The following is an 18,489-nucleotide window of genomic DNA, read 5'->3' on the forward strand; positions in this document are numbered from 1 at the left end:
GGACAACAGGCGCAGGCGGCGGATCGGGAGCAGTAGACCATCGTGAGCAGCGAGAACTCTTCGGCGGACGACATGCGGGACGACGTGCGGCAGGTGTGGGACGTCGTCGTGGTCGGCGCGGGACCCGCGGGGGCCTCGGCCGCGTACGCGGCGGCGGTCGCGGGACGGCGTGTCCTTCTGCTGGAGAAGGCGGAGCTGCCCCGTTACAAGACGTGCGGCGGCGGCATCATCGGCCCCTCGCGCGACTCGCTGCCGCCCGGTTTCGAGCTGCCGTTCAAGGACCGGGTACACGCGGTCACCTTCTCCCACAACGGCCGCTTCGCCCGCACCCGCCGCTCCAAGCAGATGCTGTTCGGGCTGGTCAACCGGCCCGAGTTCGACCAGCAGCTGGTCGAGCACGCCCAGAAGGCGGGCGCCGAGCTGCGCACCGGTGTCACGGTCTCGCGCGTCGAGCAGCACGGCTCCGCGGTGCCGGACCGCCGTACGGTGGCCGTCGTCCTGCAGGGCGGCGAGACGCTGCTCGCCCGGGCCGTCGTCGGGGCGGACGGCAGCGCCAGCCGGATAGGCGCCCACGTCGGGGTGAAGCTCGACCAGGTCGACCTCGGCCTGGAGGCGGAGATCCCGGTGCCCGAGACGGTCGCCGAGGACTGGAGGGGCCGCGTCCTCATCGACTGGGGGCCGATGCCCGGGAGTTACGGCTGGGTCTTCCCCAAGGGCGACACGCTGACGGTCGGTGTGATCTCCGCGCGCGGCGAGGGCGCGGCCACCAAGCGGTATCTGGAGGACTTCATCGGCCGGCTCGGCCTCGCCGGCTTCGAGCCGAGCATCTCCTCCGGGCACCTGACCCGCTGCCGCGCCGACGACTCGCCGCTGTCGCGCGGACGCGTGCTGGTCTGCGGGGACGCGGCCGGCATGCTGGAGCCGTGGACCCGCGAGGGCATCTCGTTCGCGCTGCGCTCCGGCCGGCTCGCGGGGGAGTGGGCCGTACGGATCGCGGAGGCGCACGACGCGGTCGACGCCCGCCGGCAGGCCCTCAACTACGCCTTCGCCGTCAAGTCGGGGCTCGGTGTCGAGATGAGCGTCGGCAGAACGATGCTGAAGGCGTTCGAGCGCCGCCCCGGCCTGTTCCACGCCGTCCTCACCGGCTTCCGGCCGGCGTGGCGGGCGTTCATGGACATCACGCGCGGCGCGACCACGCTCGGCGAACTCGTCCGCACCCACCCGCTGGCCCAGCGCGCCCTGACCGCGTTCGACCGCTGACCGCCCCGTCGCCGGTGCGGTGCGGCGCGGCCGGTCCGCGGCGCCCGGCAGCGCGGGAGCGGAGCCCGGCAGCGCGGTAAGCGGCGCCGGGGCCGTCACGGCCCCGGACGTCACGACTGCCCGTCCGACGGCCGCCGCCGCGCGAACACGGTGCGACGAGCCGCTCCCGAACACCACCGGGCCCGCCACCGGGCCCGCCACCGGACCCGCCGCCCCGTCAGACGCCCGCCACCCCCTCGTGCTCCGCCGACCGCCCGTTCCCCTGTGTCTCACGGGCCAGCCACGCGGCGATGGTGCGGGCGATCGGCTGCCCGGTGTCGATCTCCACGAACCCGAACTGGCCGGACTGGTTGCACTCCAGGAACCACCAGATGCCGTCGGCGTCCTCCGCGAAGTCGAAGGCTCCGTAGGCCAGCCGGGCCCGGCGCAGATAGGTGTGCACGGCCTCGGCCGTACGCACCGGTACGTCGACCGGCTCCCAGGACGTGCCGGCCCGGGTGAACCGCACGTCCACCTCGTCGGGTCCCGCGTCCGCGGCGACCGGCTTGCGGGCGGCCAGGAGACGGTCGCCCACGGCGGTGAGGCGGATGTCGGCACGCTTGGCGATCCGGCGTTGCAGCAGCGTCGGACCGAAGGCGACGGAGGCGAAGTCCGTGCCCGGTGCCACGCGGCTCGTCGGGACCGCCTCGGGCGGGTCCTGCGGATGCGTCCCGGACACGGTCTTGACCACCAGGTCGGGGAAGCGCTCCGCGAAGTCCCGGGCGGCCTGCGGGAACGTGGTGATCAGCGTGGCCGGCACGGGCAGCCCGGCGTGCTGGGCGAGGCGCAGCTGCCAGGGCTTGTGACGGGCCCGCGCGGCCGCGTCGGGATGGTTCATCCAGCGGGCGCCGGTGCCGCGCAGGATGCCGTACAGCGCCTGGGCGGACTCCTCGGACAGCCAGGCGGACGGCCGTACCGCCCGGGAGCCCGGGACCCCGGGCCTGCGGACCCAGACGGACCGCAGGCCGCTCGTGCTGACCAGGCGGCCACCGGCGGACAGATGCCCGCGGAACCCGCCGTGCACGTACTCACCCGAGAGCGCGACCCCGCCCGGCAGATCGGCCGGGTCGAGCCGGAGCACGGGGACACCGATCGCGTTGAGCCGGGCCACCACCATGTCCGCCGTCACATCCTGTTCGCACGTCAGGATCAGTACGGTCATCGTCGCCGGTCCGTGGTCAGTCGTCGAAGTGGGTCTTCGAGCCCGCGGTGGACGTCGTCGCCCCCGCCTCCCGCAACACGCCGTAGTCGTGGGCGGCGACGCTCCCGTCGGACAGGACGTTCAGCTGCAGGGCGGAGTCGTAGGTGTACGCGGCGCTGACCTCCAACTGCTCAGCCGGGCGAGCGTAGTTGAGTGCGAACAGTCGCATCGTCTCTCCTTGTTCGGGGGCCACCCGGGCATACGGACGGTGACACTCCGGCGTCACGCGGACAGCACGGGTCGCTGTGCTTCCATGGAGTAATACGCGTCGAACGAGTGATTGGTTTCCTCACGCTGTGTCACCGCGTGCGGGCGCCCGCCGCCCTCGCGTGCCGGTCGCGCCGGTCGCGGGCCATTGATGTGCGCGTACCTGCTACTTCCCCGTAGGCGGGGCACTATCGGCATGCCGGGGCCCGAGTGGTTGCGATTCGGTCACATTCGGGGCGTGCGGTGAAGCTTGTGAGTGACAGGCGGGGAACGGGGCAGGCGACCGACCACTCGAGAAAGGAGCCCCACCGTGCTCGTTCCCGACCCGAAGGTCGTCAGACAACTGCTGACCCGGTACGCGACGTTGAGGATCGCCCATGCGGAGAAGGAGACGCCGCGGACGGCACAGGACCTGGCCGAGGTCGGCAACGCCCTGTGCGCCCTGATGGGCGTGACCTGCGTCCACGAGGCGATCGCGGCCGCGGACGAGGTGCTGCTGGCGGCGGGCCGCAGGACGGGTACGGCCGCGGGAGGCGAGCGGGACCTGCCCCTGGCCGTCTGACGTCTCCGGCCGCCGACGACACCGGCTCCCCCTGTGCCCGTGTCTCCCGGGAGACGCTGGACGGGGGGTGCGGCCGACGGGCCCCGGTCGGGCACGGGGGCTCCGGCCGGCCGCCCGGCGGCATGCGGGGCGTGACCGCCCACGGAGGCACCGGCTTTCGTCCGGTTGTGCTCCTTCGGGCCTGGCCGCACCGGAGCGCCGACGCCCCGTCCGTGGCCTTTCGGTGAGCGCTCGTGGTGCGTTCGCGGCCGGGGTGGCGGCCGGGTCGGCCGGCGGGTCCGGTGGTGCCGGGGGGCATGGTCGTTCCGTTCGCGGGCTTTCGGGTGGATGCCGTGTTCGCGGGTGGGGTGGTGGTCGGTCGGCGGGTCCGGTGGTGCCGGAGGGGCATGGTCGTTCCGTTCGCGGGCTTTCGGGTGGATGCCGTGTTCGCGGGTGGGGTGGTGGTCGGTCGGCGGGTCCGGTGGTGCCGAAGGGGTACGGTCGTCCCGTCCGGGGCTTCCGGTCGTCGGGCGCCGTTCGCCCGTGTCCGGCACGGGCGTTGCCGGTGGCAGCGCGCGGAAGCGGCAGGGGGCTGCGCCGGCCGTCCGGTGGAGTTCTCATGTACCCGTGGAGCACGGCGGTATCACCGTTCGCATGCGGCACGTCAGGGGGCGATCGTCGCGTTCCGGCCTATGCTGAGGTGGCATGGAGGGGGATGCGTACGGGGGCGCGTCGGCCGGGCCGGTGGACTCGGGGGAGTCGTGGGGACCGCTCGTCGTCGTCGGCGGAGCCGGCGGGGCGGCACCCCTGCGGGCCGCGCACGTCGAACTGCCCGAGGAGAGCCCCGACCCCACCCTGCTGCCCGCGATCACCCTGCTGGAGCGCGCGGCCTCGCTGGGCGGCGTCCCCGACGGCCTCCCGCTGCCGCCCGGGCAACTGCTCGCCGGCCAGTACCGGCTGATCCGGCCGCTCGGCTACGGCGGACTCGGCGAGGTCTACCTCGCGCTGGACACCGCGGTCGACGACCGCGAGGTCGCCATCAAGATGCTGCACGCCGGACGCCAGGCCACCGAGGCCGGCGCCCTGGCCCGGGAGCGGCGCGCCCTGGTCGACCTCAGCCACGACGACATCATCCGCGTCTTCAACTACGGCCACCACCCCGACGCGGGCGACTTCCTCGTCCTGCAGTACGTGGACGGACTCACCCTGGAGGAGGTCCGGGCCCGCGCCCGGACCGGCCCCGACGAGTTCGGCGGCAGCCGCTTCCACGAGTTCGTGCTCGCGTACGGCGTCCGCATCCTGTCCGCGCTCGGACACCTGCACGCCGACCGGCCCGCCAAGGTCTACGGCGACCTGAAGCCCGACAACGTCATGCACGACGGCACCTCCACGAAGATCATCGACGTGGGCAGCGTCCGCGCGGCCGGGCAGCCCGGACACACCACGGACGGCTACCGGGCCCCCACCGTGGGCCCGGACGGCGAGTCCACCGGCCAGGACGACCTGTTCAGCCTCGGCGAGACCCTCAGACGGCTCAGCGGACTGGGCTCGTCGCCCGGCGAACTCGAGGAACTGGGCGACCTCGGCACACTCGGCGCCGGAGCGGGACCGGCCGCCGGCCGCATGACCGCCCCCGCGCCCCGCGGTCTCGGCCTCGTCTCGCTCGCCCGGGTGCTGTGCCGCGCGACCCGCACCGAACCGGCCGAACGGTTCGCCGACGCGCACGAGATGGAACAGCAGCTGCGCGGCGTCTTCCGCGAGCTGAGATCCCTGCGCACCGGCCTGGAGACCTTCGAGCCGTCGCCGCTCTTCCTCCCGTCGCCGTACGCGCTCGACGGAGCGCTCGGGTCCGCCCCGCCGCCGGCGCACTGGGCCGCGCCGGACGCGCCTCTCCCGTACGCGCCGCCGTCCCCCGCCGACGTCGCCCAGCGGCTGCCCGTGCCCCGGCCCGACCCGGACGACGCCCACCACGCCGAACTGAGCAGACTCGCCGACGCCGCCCCGGAGGCGCTGCTCCAGCACACCGCGGACTGGCGCGCGTCCACCGAGGTGCACCTGCTGCGCTGCCGCCTCAGACTGCGCGCCCCGGACGGCGGCCCCGAGGCGGCCGAGCGGGAACTCCGGGCCGCCGAACAGCTGGTCACCCCCGAGCGCGCCCCCTACGACTGGCGGCTGGACTGGCACCACGGCCTCCTCGCGCTCGCCCGCGGCCACGTGGCCGACGCGCGAGGGCACTTCGACCGCGTCTACGCCGCCATCCCTGGCGAGTACGCCCCGAAACTGGCCCTCGGGTACTGCGCCGAGCGGCTCGACCGGTGGGCGGAGGCCCTGACGTTCTACGAGGCGGTGCGGCTGCGCAACCCGTCCCTGGGCAGCGCGGCCTTCGGCGCCGCCCGCGCCCACCTCGCGCTCGGCCGCGAAGGGGCCCGGCAGGAGGCCGTACGGGCGCTGGACGCGGTGCCCCAGCACTCCCGGCACCGCACCGCCGCCCGCACGGCGGCCGTCCGCATCGGCGTCGCGCACCTGCGGACCACCGACGACGACGGCGAACTGCGCCGGCGGCTGCCGGAGGTACTGGACCGCCTCAGCCGGCTCTTCCACGCCCACGGCCTCACCGACGACCAGGCCCGCGTCCGGATGACCGCCGAGGTCTGGGAGGCCGCGCGGGACGCCCTCGAACGGGGCGCCCTGGACGCGGCGGGACTCGCCGCGCCCGCCGCCGGCACCGATCCGCGGCTCGCCTTCCCGGCCGACGCGACCCGCCTGCGTCAGGACCTGTCGCGGCTCTACCGCGCCCTCGCCCACCAGGCGGCCCGGTCCGCGGACCCCGAGGGCCCCGCCGTCGCCGAGACCCTCCTGGACCGCGCGTACGCGGTCCGCCCGCTCGCCTTCCGCCACCACAGGGACAGCCCATGGCTAGGGAAGAGAGTCGCCGCCTGGCTCCGCACGGCCGCCTCCGCGCCGCCCGGCGGACCGCCGTCGCCGTCGCACGGGCCACCGCCACCGTAGCCGCCGAACTCGCCCGCCGGGTCCACCGCTACGCCTGGCCGTCCGCCGCGGGCCGCCGCAACAGCGCCTACCTGCGGGACCGCCTCGTCGCCCTGCCCCTGCTCGCCCTGCTGGCGTTCGGCACGTTCGGACAGGCGTACGCCGATGTGCGCGGCGACCTGGCCCATGTACGGGACCGGCTGGCGCCCGCGCTCGTCGACCTCGCGGACGCGAAGGCGTCGCTGCTCATCGCGCAGACCGAGGCCGAGGTGAACCTGGGGGACGGCGGGGCGGCGGAGCTCGGCGGGCTCGGCGAGCGCTACCGCGTCCGGGTGGCCCGGGCGACGCAGAGCCTCAACCAGGTCGTGCGCGGCGGGGCCCTGACCGTGGCCGAGGAACAGGAGACGCGCGTGGTGTCCGCCCTCGTCGTGGACTACACCGCCTGGATCGCCCGCGCCCAGGGGCACGCGACCGATCCCGTCCTGCGGGACGCCGAGCTGAGCTACGCGCGCGGCATGCTCTGCTCGGCGCCGGCCGATGCCGGCCGGGACGGCGGGTACGACGGCCGTCCGCCGTGCGAACCGGCGGGACGGACGGCCGGCCCCGGCGCGACCTCGATCGTGGACCGCCTCGTGGGGCTGGAGGAGCGGGTGCGGGACCGGCTCGCCGAGCGGGCCGCCTGGGGTCCGGGCGTGCTCGCCGCCGCGGTGGTCTCCGCGCTCGCCTTCGCACTGCTGTGCGCCGGACTGTGGCGCACCGGGGTCTTCCTGCGGCAGCGCTTCCGCATCCGGTTCAGCGTCCCGCTCGCGGCGGCCGCCCTGCCCCTGCTCGCCGTCCCGCTGCTGACCTGGGACGCGCTGCGCGCGCAGGACGCGCAGGACGCGGCCGTGCCGGTCGCGGACGCCCTCGTCCATGACGTCTCCCCCGACACCGAGACCCACGCCGAGGAGCGCCCCTTCGACCGCGCGGGCCAGGCCGGCGCCCCCGCCGTCGCGGAACTGGCGTCCCGGGCCGACGGCGAACTGGCCGGCGGGCGGATCGCCTTCCTGGACGGCGCCGTCCCCCTCGTCCTGCCCGCCGGGCTCGCCACCGCCGTCCTCGCGGGCGGCGCCCTGCACGCCTACCGCCGTGAGTACCTGGCCGTCGTCCGCCCGGGAGCCGTCTCGTGACCCGACCACCGGCCCGCTTGCTGCGCGCCCTCCTCGCGACCTGCCTGCTCGTCCTCCTCCCCGGCTGCGCCACGGCCGAGCCGGACCCGCTCGTCGTCCTCGGCCCGTGGACGGGCAAGGAGGGCGAGGCCTTCGAGGAGGCCCTGAGGAGTCTGGACGACGGCACCGGGCGCGAGTACACGTACGAGGGCACCCGTTCGCTGCGCGAGACACTGCTGTCCCAGATGGAGGCGGACGACCCGCCGGACGTGGCGATTCTCAACAGCATCGGCGAACTCACCGAGTACGCACGGCGCGACCGGCTGCGGCCCCTCGTCGGGGAGGCCGCCGACCGCGCCTACCCGCCGTGGGCGCCCGCCCTGCTCGTGGACAGCCGGGCCCGCCGGTACTGGGTGCCGCTGAAGATCGACCTGAAGAGCCTGGTGTGGAGCGGGAAGGACGCGCCGCGCGACGACCCGGAGTGGTGCGTGGGGCTCGCCTCGCAGGCCACCTCCGGCTGGCCCGGCACCGACTGGATCGAGGACATCCTCCTGCACCAGGAGGGCCCCGAGTTCTACGAGAGCTGGGCGACGGGCCGGAGGGACTGGCGCGATCCGGCCGTCCGGCGCGCCTGGACGACCTGGTCCCGGCTGCTCGGCGACCGCACTCCCGCGTCCGTCCAGCACTCCCTGACCACGTCGTACGAGGGCGAGTCCGGGACCGGGGGCCCGCGCGGACTGCTCGACTCGCCCGGCTTCGACTGCACGCACGAGCACCAGAGCGCCTTCGTGCGCTACCTGTACGCGGGCGACGAGGTGCGCGTGGAACCGGCGGCCCGCTACCTCGGCGGACGGCCCGAGTACGCGGACGCGTACGAGGTCGCGGGGGACATGGCCGCCGTGTTCAGCGACGACCCGGGCGCCCAGGAACTGGTGGAGCGGCTGTCGGGCCGTGCGGGGCGGCAGCGCTGGCGGGCGGAGGCGGACCCGGCGGTGCGTCCGCTGTTCCCGGACACGGCGGACCACCCGCCGGGCCCGGCCGCCGACCCCGTCGAGCGGCGGATCCACGAACTGCTCACGGAGGACGCCCGCACCCTGTGCTTCGACGCCTCCGACGTGATGCCGCCCGCGCTGCGCGACGCCTTCCACCGGGCGGTGCTGGAATTCTTCCGGCACCCCTCGCAGAGCCGTCTCGACACGCTGCTCGGGCAGTTGGAGACCGTACGGCTGCGGATGGACGAGGACTACCGCGGGGACCGCTCGTTCCGGCCGCCGGAGGACATCTGCGCGAGCCCCGGCGGCTGAGCGGGCGCGAGCCGGTCGCAAGGGGCGCGGATCAGACCACCACGACCCGTACCCCCGCCTCCTCGAACCGCCGTACCGTCCCCTCGTCCGCCGCCGAGTCCGTGACCAGGGTGTGCACCGCCGCGGTCGGGCAGATCCGGGCGAACGCCCGCCGGCCCAGCTTGCTGGAGTCGGCCGCGACGACGACCCGGGCGGCGCGCTCGCACAGCAGCCGGTTGACCGCCGCCTCCGCCTCGTCGTGCGCCGCCGCGCCGTCGCGCACGTCGAGGGCGACCACGCCGAGCACGGCCACGTCCACGGTGATCTGGCCGAGCACCCCGTCGGCGAGCGGCCCGACCAGCTCGTAGGAGGAGGGGCGGGCGACCCCGCCGGTCAGGACGATCTTGAACTGGGGGCGCACGGCCAGCTCGCCCGCGATATTGAGCGCGTTGGTGACGACGGTCAGCGCGGGGGCGCCCGAGGTCAGGTCGGGGCGTACGGCCAGGGCCCGCGCGACCGCCGTGGTGGTCGTGCCGCCGGTCAGGCCGACCGCCTCGCCGGGAGAGACCAGGTGCGCGACCGCCCGGGCGATCCGCTCCTTCTCCGGGGCGCGGCGGGCGGTCTTGTAGCGCAGCGGCAGCTCGTACGAGACGCCGTGCACGACCGCACCGCCCCGGGTGCGCACGAGCATCTGCTGCTCGGCCAGCCCGTCGAAGTCGCGGCGGATCGTCGCGGGGGAGACGGAGAGCTCGGCCGCCGCCTCCTCGACGTCCAGCCGGCCCCGCTCGACGAGCAGGTCCAGCAGCGCCTTCCAGCGGGCGTCGCGCGACATCCGAGCCTCCGTTCGACGCGTCGGTCCTCCGGCGACCCTAGCGCAGCCGGCGGGATGAAGTGGCGTCCGCATGCTTGAAAGTGCTTGGAAGGTGGCTCTATCTTGCAGAAACGAGCGTCATGCGGTGTCCAGTCCGGAGGGGTCGGGGTATGAGCCACGTCGAGGACGAGCTGAACAGCCAGCCGGAGTGCTGGGCCCGCGCCGCCGGGGAGGCCCCCCGCCACGCGGCGGTGCTGCCCGGCGCGGGGGAGCGGGTGGCGATCGTGGGGTGCGGGACCTCGTACTTCATGGCGAAGGCGGCCGCCGGCCTGCGCGAGGGGTCGGGGCAGGGCGAGACCGACGCGTACGCCGCCTCGGAGTTCCCGCACGGCCGCCCGTACGACCGGGTCGTCGCCCTCACCCGGTCCGGCACCACCACCGAGGTCCTCGACCTCCTCGGCCGGCTGCGGGGGAGTATCCGGACGGTCGCGGTCACCGCGGACCCGGCCACTCCGGTGGCGACGGCCGCCGACGACCTCGTCGTCCTGGACTTCGCCGACGAACGGTCCGTCGTCCAGACGCGTTTCGCGACCACGGCGCTCACCCTGCTCCGCGCCCACCTCGGCCTGCACACCGGCACCGCCGTCGCCGACGCCCGCACCGCGCTGCGGGCGCCGCTGCCCGAACAGCTCGTCGGCAGCACGCAGTTCACCTTCCTCGGCCGCGGCTGGACCGTCGGGCTCGCCGACGAGGCCGCGCTGAAGATGCGCGAGGCCGCGCTGGCGTGGGCCGAGTCCTACCCGGCCATGGAGTACCGGCACGGCCCGATCAGCGTCACCACGCGGTCCACGGCCACCTGGATGCTCGGCGACGCACCCGACGGGCTGGCCCGGCAGGTGCGCGACACGGGCGCGGCCTGGGTGGCGGGCGGGCTCGATCCGCTCGCCGAACTGGTCCGCGCCCAGCGGCTCGCCGTCGCCGTGGCCGCGGCCCGCGGACTCGACCCGGACCGGCCCCGCCACCTCACCCGCTCGGTGATCCTCGACGCCGCCGCCCTGCACGAGGGATAGGGGGAGCAGCCGTGCCGCTCGTCACCACCGGTGAACTGATCACCGAGGCCGCCGCCGCCCGCACCGCGGTCCCCGCGTTCAACGTCATCACCCTGGAACACGTCGAGGCGGTCGTCCGGGGCGCCGAGTCCGCCGGCTCGTCCGTCGTCCTCCAGGTCAGCGAGAACGCGGTGCGGTTCCGCGGCGGACACCTCCTGCCGCTGGCCCGCGCCGCGACCGCCGCCGCCGAGCGCGCGGGCGTGCCCGTCGCCCTGCACCTCGACCACGTCCAGGACGACGACCTGCTGCGCGGGGCGCCCGACGCCGGGTTCAGCTCCGTGATGTACGACGCGTCCCGGCTGCCGTACGAGGAGAACCTCGCCGCCACCCGCGCCGCCGCCGACTGGGCGCACGCGCGCGGACTGTGGATCGAGGCCGAGCTGGGGCAGGTCGGCGGGAAGCACGGGGCGCCGCCGCTCGACGCGCACGCCCCCGGGGCCCGTACCGACCCGGGCGAGGCCCGCGCCTTCGTCGCCGACTCCGGCGTGGACGCCCTGGCCGTGGCGATCGGCAGCGCGCACGCCATGACCACGCGCACCGCCGCCCTCGACCACGCCCTGCTGAAGCGCCTGCGCGCCGCGCTGGACGTGCCGCTGGTCCTGCACGGCTCCTCCGGGGTCCCCGACGGCGAGCTCAGGGCGGCCGTCGGGGGCGGCATCGCGAAGGTCAACATCGGGACGGCCCTCAACATCGCGCTGACGGGCGCGGTCCGGCAGCACCTCGCCGCCCACCCCGGCACGGTGGACCCGCGGCACTGGCTCGCCGTGGGCCGCGAGGCCATGGCGGGCACGGTGACCCGGCTGATCAGTGTCCTCGTCGGCCCTTGACCGCCCTGAGCACCACGAACTTCGGATCGCCCGCCACCACGGTGCTGTTGCCGAACAGCCGGCGCAGCTTCACGTGGTAGCCGAGGTGGCGGTTGCCGACCACCCACAGCTCGCCGCCGGGGCGCAGCGCCCGCTTCGCCCCGGTGAACATCCGCCACGCCGTGGCGTCCGTCGTCGCCTGGTGGGAGTGGAACGGCGGGTTGTTGAGCACGAGGTCGACGCTGCCGGGCTCGAAGCCCTCCATCCCGTCGCCGACGCGGAACTCCGCCTTCCCGTCGGCGTTGGCCCGGTACGTGGCCTCCGCGGAGGCCACCGCCTGGTACGACTCGTCCACGAACACCACCTCGGTGTCCGGCGCGGTCAGCGCCATGGCCGTCCCCACGACACCGTTGCCGCAGCCGAGGTCGACGACACGGGAGCCGCCTCCGGCGGGCGGGGCGTCCGGCAGGTGTTTCAGGAAGAACCGGGTGCCGATGTCGAGGCGGTCGGCGCAGAACACGCCCGCGTGGTTCACGACGGTGCGGCCGGAGACCGGGCCGACGTCCACGGGGAGCGCGTAGCGGTACGGCCAGGGACTGGCGTCCCGGTGCAGAGCCGGGTCGGGCGACGAGAAGATCAGCCGGGCCTTCTTCCGCGCGAGCGACGTCCGGGTCGGGCCGAGGATCCGTTCGAACAGCCGCAGCGTCGAGGTGTGGATCTCCTTCACCATGCCCGTGCCGACGACGACCGTGTCCGTGTGCACCGCGGGAGCCAGCCGCAGCAGCTGGTCCTCCAGCAGGGCGAGGCTCTTCGGCACGCGCACCAGCAGGACGTCGATCCGTCCGGGCGGCGGGTCCTGGGTGGTGAGCAGGCGCACGGACGCGGCCGGGACACCGTTGCGCTCCAGGTTCGCCAGGGTCGCCCGCCGCGCCAGGTACGAGTCCGTGATCTGTACCGGGCGGTGCGCGGCGAGTGCCGTGGTCAGCGCGCCCCAGCGGTCGCCCACGACCACGACCGTGCCGGATGGCCCGGTGCCGCTCTCCGCCAGGTGACCCAGCAGGTACTCGTCGGCGGCGTCCCAGGCGCGCAGCCGGTCGCGGGGGTCCTCGGGGAAGCGGGTCAGCGCGAGCCCGTCCCAGGGCGTGGTCATCCGGTCGTTCATCGTGCGTCCAGGCTAGCCGAGCCGCAGGTCGGGACCGGCCGGCCGGAATCGGCGAGGATGGGACCATGGACGCCGAGCTGTTCCCCAGGGACCGGGCGGAGATCGCGCCGGGGGCCGTGCACGTGCCCGACTGGCTGGACGCGGGAGCCCAGCGGCGGCTGCTCGACGCCTGCCGCGCGTGGGCCCGGCCGCCCGCCGGACTGCGCACGGTGCGCACCCCCGGCGGCGGCACGATGACGGCCCGGCAGGTCTGCCTCGGCTGGCACTGGTACCCGTACGCCTACGCCCGCACGGTCGTCGACGGCGACGGTACGCCGGTGAAGCCGTTCCCGGACTGGCTCGGTGAGCTCGGCCGGCGGGCGGTCGCGGACGCCCTCGGCGAGGGCGCGGCCACGGCCCCGTACGACATCGCCCTGATCAACTTCTACGGCGGTGACGCCCGCATGGGCATGCACCGCGACAGCGACGAGAGGTCGGACGCCCCGGTGGTGTCCCTGAGCCTCGGCGACACCTGTGTCTTCCGCTTCGGCAACACCGCGACGCGGACGCGGCCCTACACGGACGTCGAGCTGCGCAGCGGCGACCTGTTCGTGTTCGGCGGCGCGTCCCGGCTCGCGTACCACGGTGTGCCCCGGGTGCACCCGGGCAGCGCGCCGCCCGGACTCGGCCTGACCGGGCGGCTGAACGTGACGCTGCGGGTGAGCGGCCTCGACGCGAACTGACCCGGACCGACGGGAGACCACGGCCGGTCCGCCGGGGCGCCCGGCGGGCGGATCATGCGACACTGTGCCCTCATGGACGGCAAAGAGGCCCCGAGGAAGGCGGGCGGAGCGACCACACGGACGCGACTGGACCGGGGGCGCGCGGCACTCGGCCCGGCGCTGCAGCTCGTGCACACCGGACGCGCCCCGACCCGCGCCGTGCTCACCGCCGAACTCGGCGTCACCCGCGCCACCGCGGGCGCCGTCGCCGCCGAACTGGAGGCGCTCGGGCTGATCCGCGTCGACGCGCACCCGGGCGCAGCGGGTTCCCAGGGCCGCCCCTCCCACCGGCTGGAGGTCGCCGGGGACGGGCCCGTCGCCCTCGCCGCCCAGGTGCACGCCGACGGCTGGCGCGCCGCCCTGGTGGGGCTCGGCGGGCGGATCGTCGCCACCGCGCCCGGCTGCGAGACCGTCGACGCGGACCCCGCGAAGGTGCTCGGCTCGGTCGTCGACGCGGGGGCGGAGCTGCTGCGCGAGACCGGGCGGCGGTGCGTGGGCGCCGCGGTCGCCGTGCCGTCCGCGGTCGCCGAACCGGAGGGGCTCGCGCTGGCCCCGCTGCACCTGGCCTGGCCCGCGGGTGCGCCCGTGCGGGAGATCTTCGCCGAGCGGGTGCGCGCCGCCGGCATCACGGGACCGGTGTTCGCGGCGAACGACGTCAACCTCGTCGCCCTCGCCGAGCACCGGCACGGCGCGGGACGCGGCGCACGGGACCTGCTGTGCGTGGCCACCGGGCACCGGGGTGTCGGTGGTGCGCTGGTGCTCGACGGCCGTCTGCACACGGGCAGTTCGGGGCTCGCGCTGGAGGTGGGGCACCTCACGGTCAACCCCGAGGGCGGGCGCCCCTGTCACTGCGGGAGCCGCGGCTGCCTGGACGTGGAGGCGGACCCGCTGGCCCTCCTCACGGCGGCCGGCCGCGAACCGGGGCCCGTGGTGTCACTGCTCCGGCAGGCCGAGGACCTGATCCGCACCCGGTACGACGACCCGGCCGTCCGCACGGCCACCGAGGCGCTGATCGACCGGCTGGGTCTGGGCCTCGCCGGGCTGGTCAACATCCTCAACCCGGACCGCATCATCCTCGGCGGCCTGCACCGCACCCTCCTGGAGACCGACCCCGACCGGCTGCGCGCGGTCGTCACCGACCGCAGCCTGTGGGGACGGCAGAGCGGTGGCGTGCCGATCCTGCCGTGCACCCTGGACCACAACAGTCTCGTGGGCGCGGCCGAGTTGGCCTGGCAGCCGGTTCTCGACGATCCGATCGCGGCGTTGACCTAGCGGTCTGCCGGGTCCGGTGTGCCGCCTGTGCCGTCTGCGGGTGCGTCGTGGCTGATCGTTCCCCGAGTTCTCGGCTTCGCTCGAACAGGGGGACCCCCACCGGGGCATGGCCGCATCGTGCATACAGCGCCGCGCCCCTTACGGGGCGCACGACACACGTGGTAGCGCTCCCACCGGAGCCGGGGGCACCGCCCGGTCAGCCCGCGACGGCCGACCGGGCGGGCGTGTGTTCCGCCCGGCGTCTGCGCGGCGTCGACCGGTGCGCGGGCGCGTGCGCCGGGCGCGTCGGCATCGCCATGGGCTCCACCGGCTCCACGGGCTCGTCGGCGGGAGCCGGCAGCGTGAACCACACCACCTTCCCCGACTCGCCGTGGGGCCGCGCGCCCCAGCTCTCGCTCACCGCGGCGACCAGGGCGAGACCGCGGCCGCATGTCTCGGTGAGGTCCGCGTCCCGCAGTACCGGCAGCCGCGGATCGTGGTCGTGCACCGAGACCGTGAGCCGGTCGAGCAGGAGCTCGATCTCCACGGTGCACAACTTGTCCGGCTGGGCGTGCCGGTGGACGTTGGTCAGCAGTTCGGTCACGCCGAGCGCCGCCTGGTCGATCAAAGAATCGAGATGCCAGTAGCGCAGTTGTGCAGAAATGATTCTGCGCACCTGGCCTATCCGCGCCGGCAGGGCTTGCAGCTCCACCGTGCAGTGCCTGCTTGGGTTGCTGATCACGACTGCGACTCCCCGAATTGAGGTCCGGAAGAAGACGGAGGACGGATTCAGCGAGGTGGCTGCGGGACGACGCCGCCTGCTGTGCGGCAGCACCCGGCTGCCGCCCTGTCTTGGCGCGGTGTGGCTGCCTGGGGCGGCCGCCCGCGGTTGTGCCCGGCGGGCTGGTTCACAGCGTGGTCGCCGGTAAACCCAGAGTGACGTGAGTAAAGCGTGACTCAGGGCCGTTCGTCCCGCAACTCGCGGCCTGTTTCAGTGGCCGCGCCCCGCAGCCCTGCGCACGGCTTCGATGAAGCGACGCGCCGAAGGCGGCCCGGGCTTGCCCGGTGCGGGGTCGTACTCGCCGAGTGTCAGGGTGTAACGCGTGCCGTTCAGATCGGCCAGCGCCCGGTCCTCATGGGCGAACCAGGGCCTGGAGGCGCGCACCGCCTGTACCGGCGCACTGTCGATCTCGCTGCCGTAGCTGGTGAGCAACTGCAGCCTGCCGTCCTCGATCCGTACCTGTCCGGCCCGGGTGAGTGAGCGCAGCCTCTTGCCGATCCGCACGCCCGTAGCCGCGAACTCCGGCTCCGTCATCCTTCTCTCCGCCCCCTTGCGCGTGTCGTGTCGGCCTGAGCTCTCTCGGCGACCCGTCTGGGTCGTGGTGCTGTGCACCCCCGTACGGGCTGCTGCTCGGCCCGTGCGGTGAAGTCTGCACGCCCCCGGCGTCGAGCACCAGTGCGCATGGTCGGGAGCGGGCCGCCTCCGGAGGGCGCGCCGGGAGCGCAACGGTTGAATGCGCCCCCATGCGCCCGCGCACCACCCGTCACAGGTGCGCTTTGGGCTCCTCAAAGTGCTGTTTATGCAGGTGAGAAGCGTGCGGCGGGTGTCTATGATCGAGGAATCCGACCGTGAGAAGCGCCGTCGGCGATACGCGTGAGGAGCCCCGCGGTGACCATCCCCCCGACGCCCCGGACCGGCCGGATCCTGGACACCTTCGACGTCGACCGCAGCGACGCCGGCTACCGGGAGTGGCTCAAAGAGGCCGTACGCAAGGTGCAGGCCGACGCGAACAGATCGGCGGACACGCACCTGCTCCGTTTCCCGCTGCCGGAGGCGTGGGACGTCGATCTCTATCTCAAGGACGAGTCGACCCATCCCACCGGGAGCCTCAAGCACCGGCTGGCCCGCTCGCTGTTCCTGTACGGGCTGTGCAATGGCTGGATCCGCCCGGGCCGCCCGGTGATCGAGGCGTCCAGCGGCTCGACGGCCGTCTCGGAGGCGTACTTCGCGGGGCTGATCGGCGTGCCCTTCATCGCGGTCATGCCGCGCACGACGAGCGCCGAGAAGTGCCGACTGATCGAGTTCCACGGAGGCCGGTGCCACTTCGTGGACGACCCGCGCACGATGTACGAGGCGGCCCTCGCCCTCGCGGCCGAGACGGGGGGCCACTATATGGACCAGTTCACCTACGCCGAACGTGCCACGGACTGGCGCGGCAACAACAACATCGCCGAATCGATCTTCCGTCAGATGGAGTTGGAGCGGTTCCCCGAACCCGCCTGGATCGTCGCCACGGCCGGGACCGGAGGCACCTCGGCGACCATCGCGCGGTACGTGCACTACCGGCAGTATGACACTCGCATATGCGTCGCGGACCCCGAAAACTCATGTTTCTTCGACGGGTGGGCCACCGGCGATCCGGACGTCACCTGTGACCGCGGTTCCCGCATCGAGGGCATCGGCCGGCCCCGCATGGAACCGAGCTTCGTGCCCGGTGCCGTCGACCGGATGATGAAGGTCCCGGACGCGGCGAGCGTGGCGGCCGTACGGGCCCTGGAGGCGGCGATCGGCCGCAGGGCGGGCGGCTCCACGGGCACCGGACTGTGGAGCGCCCTGCGGATCGTCGCCGAGATGGTGGCCGAGGGCCGGAGCGGCAGCGTGGTCACGCTGCTGTGCGACCCCGGCGACCGCTACCTCGACAAGTACTACTCCGACGCGTGGCTCGCGGAACAGGGCCTCGACATCACCCCGTACGCGGCGGCCGTCGAGACACTCCTCGGCACCGGGGCGTGGCCGGCCTGAGACCGCGTCAGGCGTCGTCGGCGGGTGTCGCGGGACCGCCCGCGATCACCAGTTCCCTGAGGTGCTCGGAGACCTCCGCGCGCGCCGCCCCCGGCAGCCCCGCGTCGGTGACCAGGCTGTCGACCTGCTCCAGGGAGGCGAACGAACTCAGGCCCACCGTGCCCCACTTGGTGTGGTCCGCCACCACGACGACCCGCCGCGCGGACTGCACGAGCCGCCGGTTGGTCTCCGCCTCCGCCAGGTTCGGCGTGGACAGGCCCGCCTCGACCGATATGCCGTGCACACCGAGGAACAGCAGGTCGAAGTGGAGCGCCGCGATCGCCTGGTCGGCGACCGGCCCCACGAGGGAGTCCGACGGGGTGCGCACCCCGCCCGTGAGCACGACCGTGGCCGCGCCCGGCCGCTGCCCCGCGGTGCGCTGCGCGGAGTGGAACACGTCGGCCACCCGCACCGAGTTGGTGACCACGGTCAGGTCCGGCACGTCGAGCAGCCGGTGCGCCAGCGCGTACGTCGTCGTGCCCCCGGAGAGCGCGATCGCCGCCCCGGGGACGACCAGCTCGGCTGCCGCCCGCGCGATGTCCTCCTTGGCGGTCGGCTCCAGACCGGACTTGGCCTCGAACCCCGGCTCGTGCGTGCTCGCCTCGGCCACCGGTACCGCGCCGCCGTGCACCTTCGCGACGGCGCCCTGGCGGGCGAGCGCGTCCAGGTCGCGGCGGACCGTCATGTCGGACACACCGAGCTTGCGCGTCAGTTCGTTGACCCGGACCCCGCCGCGGCGCCGCACCTCGTCGAGGATCAGGGCACGGCGCTGCTCCGCGAGGAGGTTCTGGTTGTCACTCACGCCCGCTCCGGTCCTTTCGCCCCATCACGCCTCCCGTACCCCCTCCGACGAGGGCATTTCTTCCGCGCCCGGCCTTGGAGGACGTCCCATCCTCGCACGGACGGGCGCCGCGCCGCGTCACTGCCCGCGCCGACGTGCGCACGTCACGCGACAACCTTCCGTGCGGGTTCGTCCCGCAGACCGGCCCCCGATCGGGGAGATTCGGTGACCGCGGGTGTAGGCGCCGCACATCGGCGGGATCATGTGCGTGCACATCTCGACCGCCTTGGTCACGGCAC

The 18,489-nt window shown here is 74.4% G+C and carries 17 protein-coding genes; 10 read left to right on the forward strand and 7 right to left on the reverse strand.

Annotated elements, in window-relative coordinates:
* The first annotated feature begins 42 nt into the window (after positions 1 to 42).
* Positions 43 to 1,260, forward strand: coding sequence for a geranylgeranyl reductase family protein (locus IEZ04_RS08860; RefSeq protein WP_189216175.1), 1,218 nt, complete (start codon positions 43 to 45; stop codon positions 1,258 to 1,260).
* Positions 1,261 to 1,477: 217 nt separating this feature from the next.
* Here the strand turns inward: IEZ04_RS08860 and tgmB are convergent, their stop codons facing one another.
* A complete protein-coding gene (gene tgmB / locus IEZ04_RS08865) occupies positions 1,478 to 2,461 on the reverse strand; it encodes an ATP-grasp ribosomal peptide maturase (protein ID WP_189216176.1) in 984 nt (327 codons plus the stop codon).
* 16 nt (positions 2,462 to 2,477) lie between these two features.
* Positions 2,478 to 2,669 carry a putative ATP-grasp-modified RiPP gene (gene tgmA / locus IEZ04_RS08870; RefSeq protein WP_189216177.1) on the reverse strand — a complete coding sequence of 64 codons (192 nt, stop codon included), beginning with the start codon at positions 2,667 to 2,669 and terminating at the stop codon, positions 2,478 to 2,480.
* Between the two features lie 348 nt (positions 2,670 to 3,017).
* Between tgmA and IEZ04_RS08875 the strand changes: the two genes are divergently transcribed.
* From IEZ04_RS08875 to IEZ04_RS08890, 4 genes are all read left to right on the forward strand, one after another.
* The gene (locus tag IEZ04_RS08875) at positions 3,018 to 3,269 is read left to right on the forward strand and encodes a DUF5133 domain-containing protein (protein ID WP_189216178.1); all 252 of its coding nucleotides are present in this window, start codon (positions 3,018 to 3,020) and stop codon (positions 3,267 to 3,269) included.
* Positions 3,270 to 3,953: 684 nt separating this feature from the next.
* Positions 3,954 to 6,257, forward strand: coding sequence for a tetratricopeptide repeat protein (locus IEZ04_RS08880; RefSeq protein ID WP_189216179.1), 2,304 nt, complete (start codon positions 3,954 to 3,956; stop codon positions 6,255 to 6,257).
* Complete coding sequence (locus IEZ04_RS08885) at positions 6,161 to 7,405, forward strand: GlnX family signal transduction membrane protein (protein ID WP_189216180.1); 1,245 nt, start codon at positions 6,161 to 6,163, stop codon at positions 7,403 to 7,405. The genes IEZ04_RS08880 and IEZ04_RS08885 overlap by 97 nt, the downstream gene beginning before the upstream one ends.
* Positions 7,402 to 8,688: an alpha-glucoside ABC transporter substrate-binding protein gene (locus tag IEZ04_RS08890; RefSeq protein WP_229820906.1), complete on the forward strand. Its 1,287-nt coding sequence runs from the start codon at positions 7,402 to 7,404 to the stop codon at positions 8,686 to 8,688. The genes IEZ04_RS08885 and IEZ04_RS08890 overlap by 4 nt, the downstream gene beginning before the upstream one ends.
* 31 nt (positions 8,689 to 8,719) lie before the next feature.
* Here the strand turns inward: IEZ04_RS08890 and IEZ04_RS08895 are convergent, their stop codons facing one another.
* A complete protein-coding gene (locus IEZ04_RS08895; RefSeq protein ID WP_189216181.1) occupies positions 8,720 to 9,499 on the reverse strand; it encodes a DeoR/GlpR family DNA-binding transcription regulator in 780 nt (259 codons plus the stop codon).
* A gap of 149 nt (positions 9,500 to 9,648) precedes the next feature.
* Between IEZ04_RS08895 and IEZ04_RS08900 the strand changes: the two genes are divergently transcribed.
* Both IEZ04_RS08900 and IEZ04_RS08905 read left to right on the forward strand, forming a co-directional pair.
* Positions 9,649 to 10,548 (forward strand): SIS domain-containing protein, encoded by a 900-nt coding sequence (locus tag IEZ04_RS08900; RefSeq protein ID WP_189216182.1) that lies wholly within the window; start codon positions 9,649 to 9,651, stop codon positions 10,546 to 10,548.
* An 11-nt stretch (positions 10,549 to 10,559) separates the two neighbouring features.
* Positions 10,560 to 11,414, forward strand: a complete 855-nt coding sequence (locus IEZ04_RS08905) for a class II fructose-bisphosphate aldolase (protein WP_189216183.1) — start codon at positions 10,560 to 10,562, stop codon at positions 11,412 to 11,414.
* Here the strand turns inward: IEZ04_RS08905 and IEZ04_RS08910 are convergent.
* Positions 11,392 to 12,555 carry a methyltransferase gene (locus IEZ04_RS08910; protein WP_189216184.1) on the reverse strand — a complete coding sequence of 388 codons (1,164 nt, stop codon included), beginning with the start codon at positions 12,553 to 12,555 and terminating at the stop codon, positions 11,392 to 11,394. The genes IEZ04_RS08905 and IEZ04_RS08910 overlap by 23 nt on opposite strands.
* Before the next feature lie 65 nt (positions 12,556 to 12,620).
* On the opposite strand from IEZ04_RS08910, the gene IEZ04_RS08915 reads away from it, so the two are divergent.
* Both IEZ04_RS08915 and IEZ04_RS08920 read left to right on the forward strand, forming a co-directional pair.
* The gene (locus IEZ04_RS08915) at positions 12,621 to 13,277 is read left to right on the forward strand and encodes an alpha-ketoglutarate-dependent dioxygenase AlkB family protein (protein ID WP_189216185.1); all 657 of its coding nucleotides are present in this window, start codon (positions 12,621 to 12,623) and stop codon (positions 13,275 to 13,277) included.
* A gap of 72 nt (positions 13,278 to 13,349) precedes the next feature.
* Complete coding sequence (locus tag IEZ04_RS08920; RefSeq protein WP_189216186.1) at positions 13,350 to 14,588, forward strand: ROK family protein; 1,239 nt, start codon at positions 13,350 to 13,352, stop codon at positions 14,586 to 14,588.
* Between the two features lie 196 nt (positions 14,589 to 14,784).
* On the opposite strand, the gene IEZ04_RS08925 is transcribed toward IEZ04_RS08920, so the two are convergent.
* Together IEZ04_RS08925 and IEZ04_RS08930 are read right to left on the reverse strand one after the other, a co-directional pair.
* The gene (locus IEZ04_RS08925; protein WP_189216187.1) at positions 14,785 to 15,309 is read right to left on the reverse strand and encodes an ATP-binding protein; all 525 of its coding nucleotides are present in this window, start codon (positions 15,307 to 15,309) and stop codon (positions 14,785 to 14,787) included.
* A gap of 249 nt (positions 15,310 to 15,558) precedes the next feature.
* Positions 15,559 to 15,882 (reverse strand): hypothetical protein, encoded by a 324-nt coding sequence (locus IEZ04_RS08930; protein ID WP_189216188.1) that lies wholly within the window; start codon positions 15,880 to 15,882, stop codon positions 15,559 to 15,561.
* Between the two features lie 354 nt (positions 15,883 to 16,236).
* Here IEZ04_RS08930 and cds1 point away from each other — a divergent pair, with 354 nt between their 5' ends.
* A complete protein-coding gene (cds1, locus tag IEZ04_RS08935) occupies positions 16,237 to 17,370 on the forward strand; it encodes an L-cysteine desulfhydrase Cds1 (protein ID WP_373296277.1) in 1,134 nt (377 codons plus the stop codon).
* 7 nt (positions 17,371 to 17,377) lie between these two features.
* On the opposite strand, the gene IEZ04_RS08940 is transcribed toward cds1, so the two are convergent.
* Entirely contained in the window at positions 17,378 to 18,211 is an 834-nt protein-coding gene (locus tag IEZ04_RS08940) for a DeoR/GlpR family DNA-binding transcription regulator (RefSeq protein WP_189216189.1), read from the reverse strand.
* Between the last annotated feature and the right edge of the window lie 278 nt (positions 18,212 to 18,489).

It is taken from the genome of Streptomyces ruber (genome assembly GCF_014648075.1).
Taxonomy (GTDB): domain Bacteria; phylum Actinomycetota; class Actinomycetes; order Streptomycetales; family Streptomycetaceae; genus Streptomyces; species Streptomyces ruber.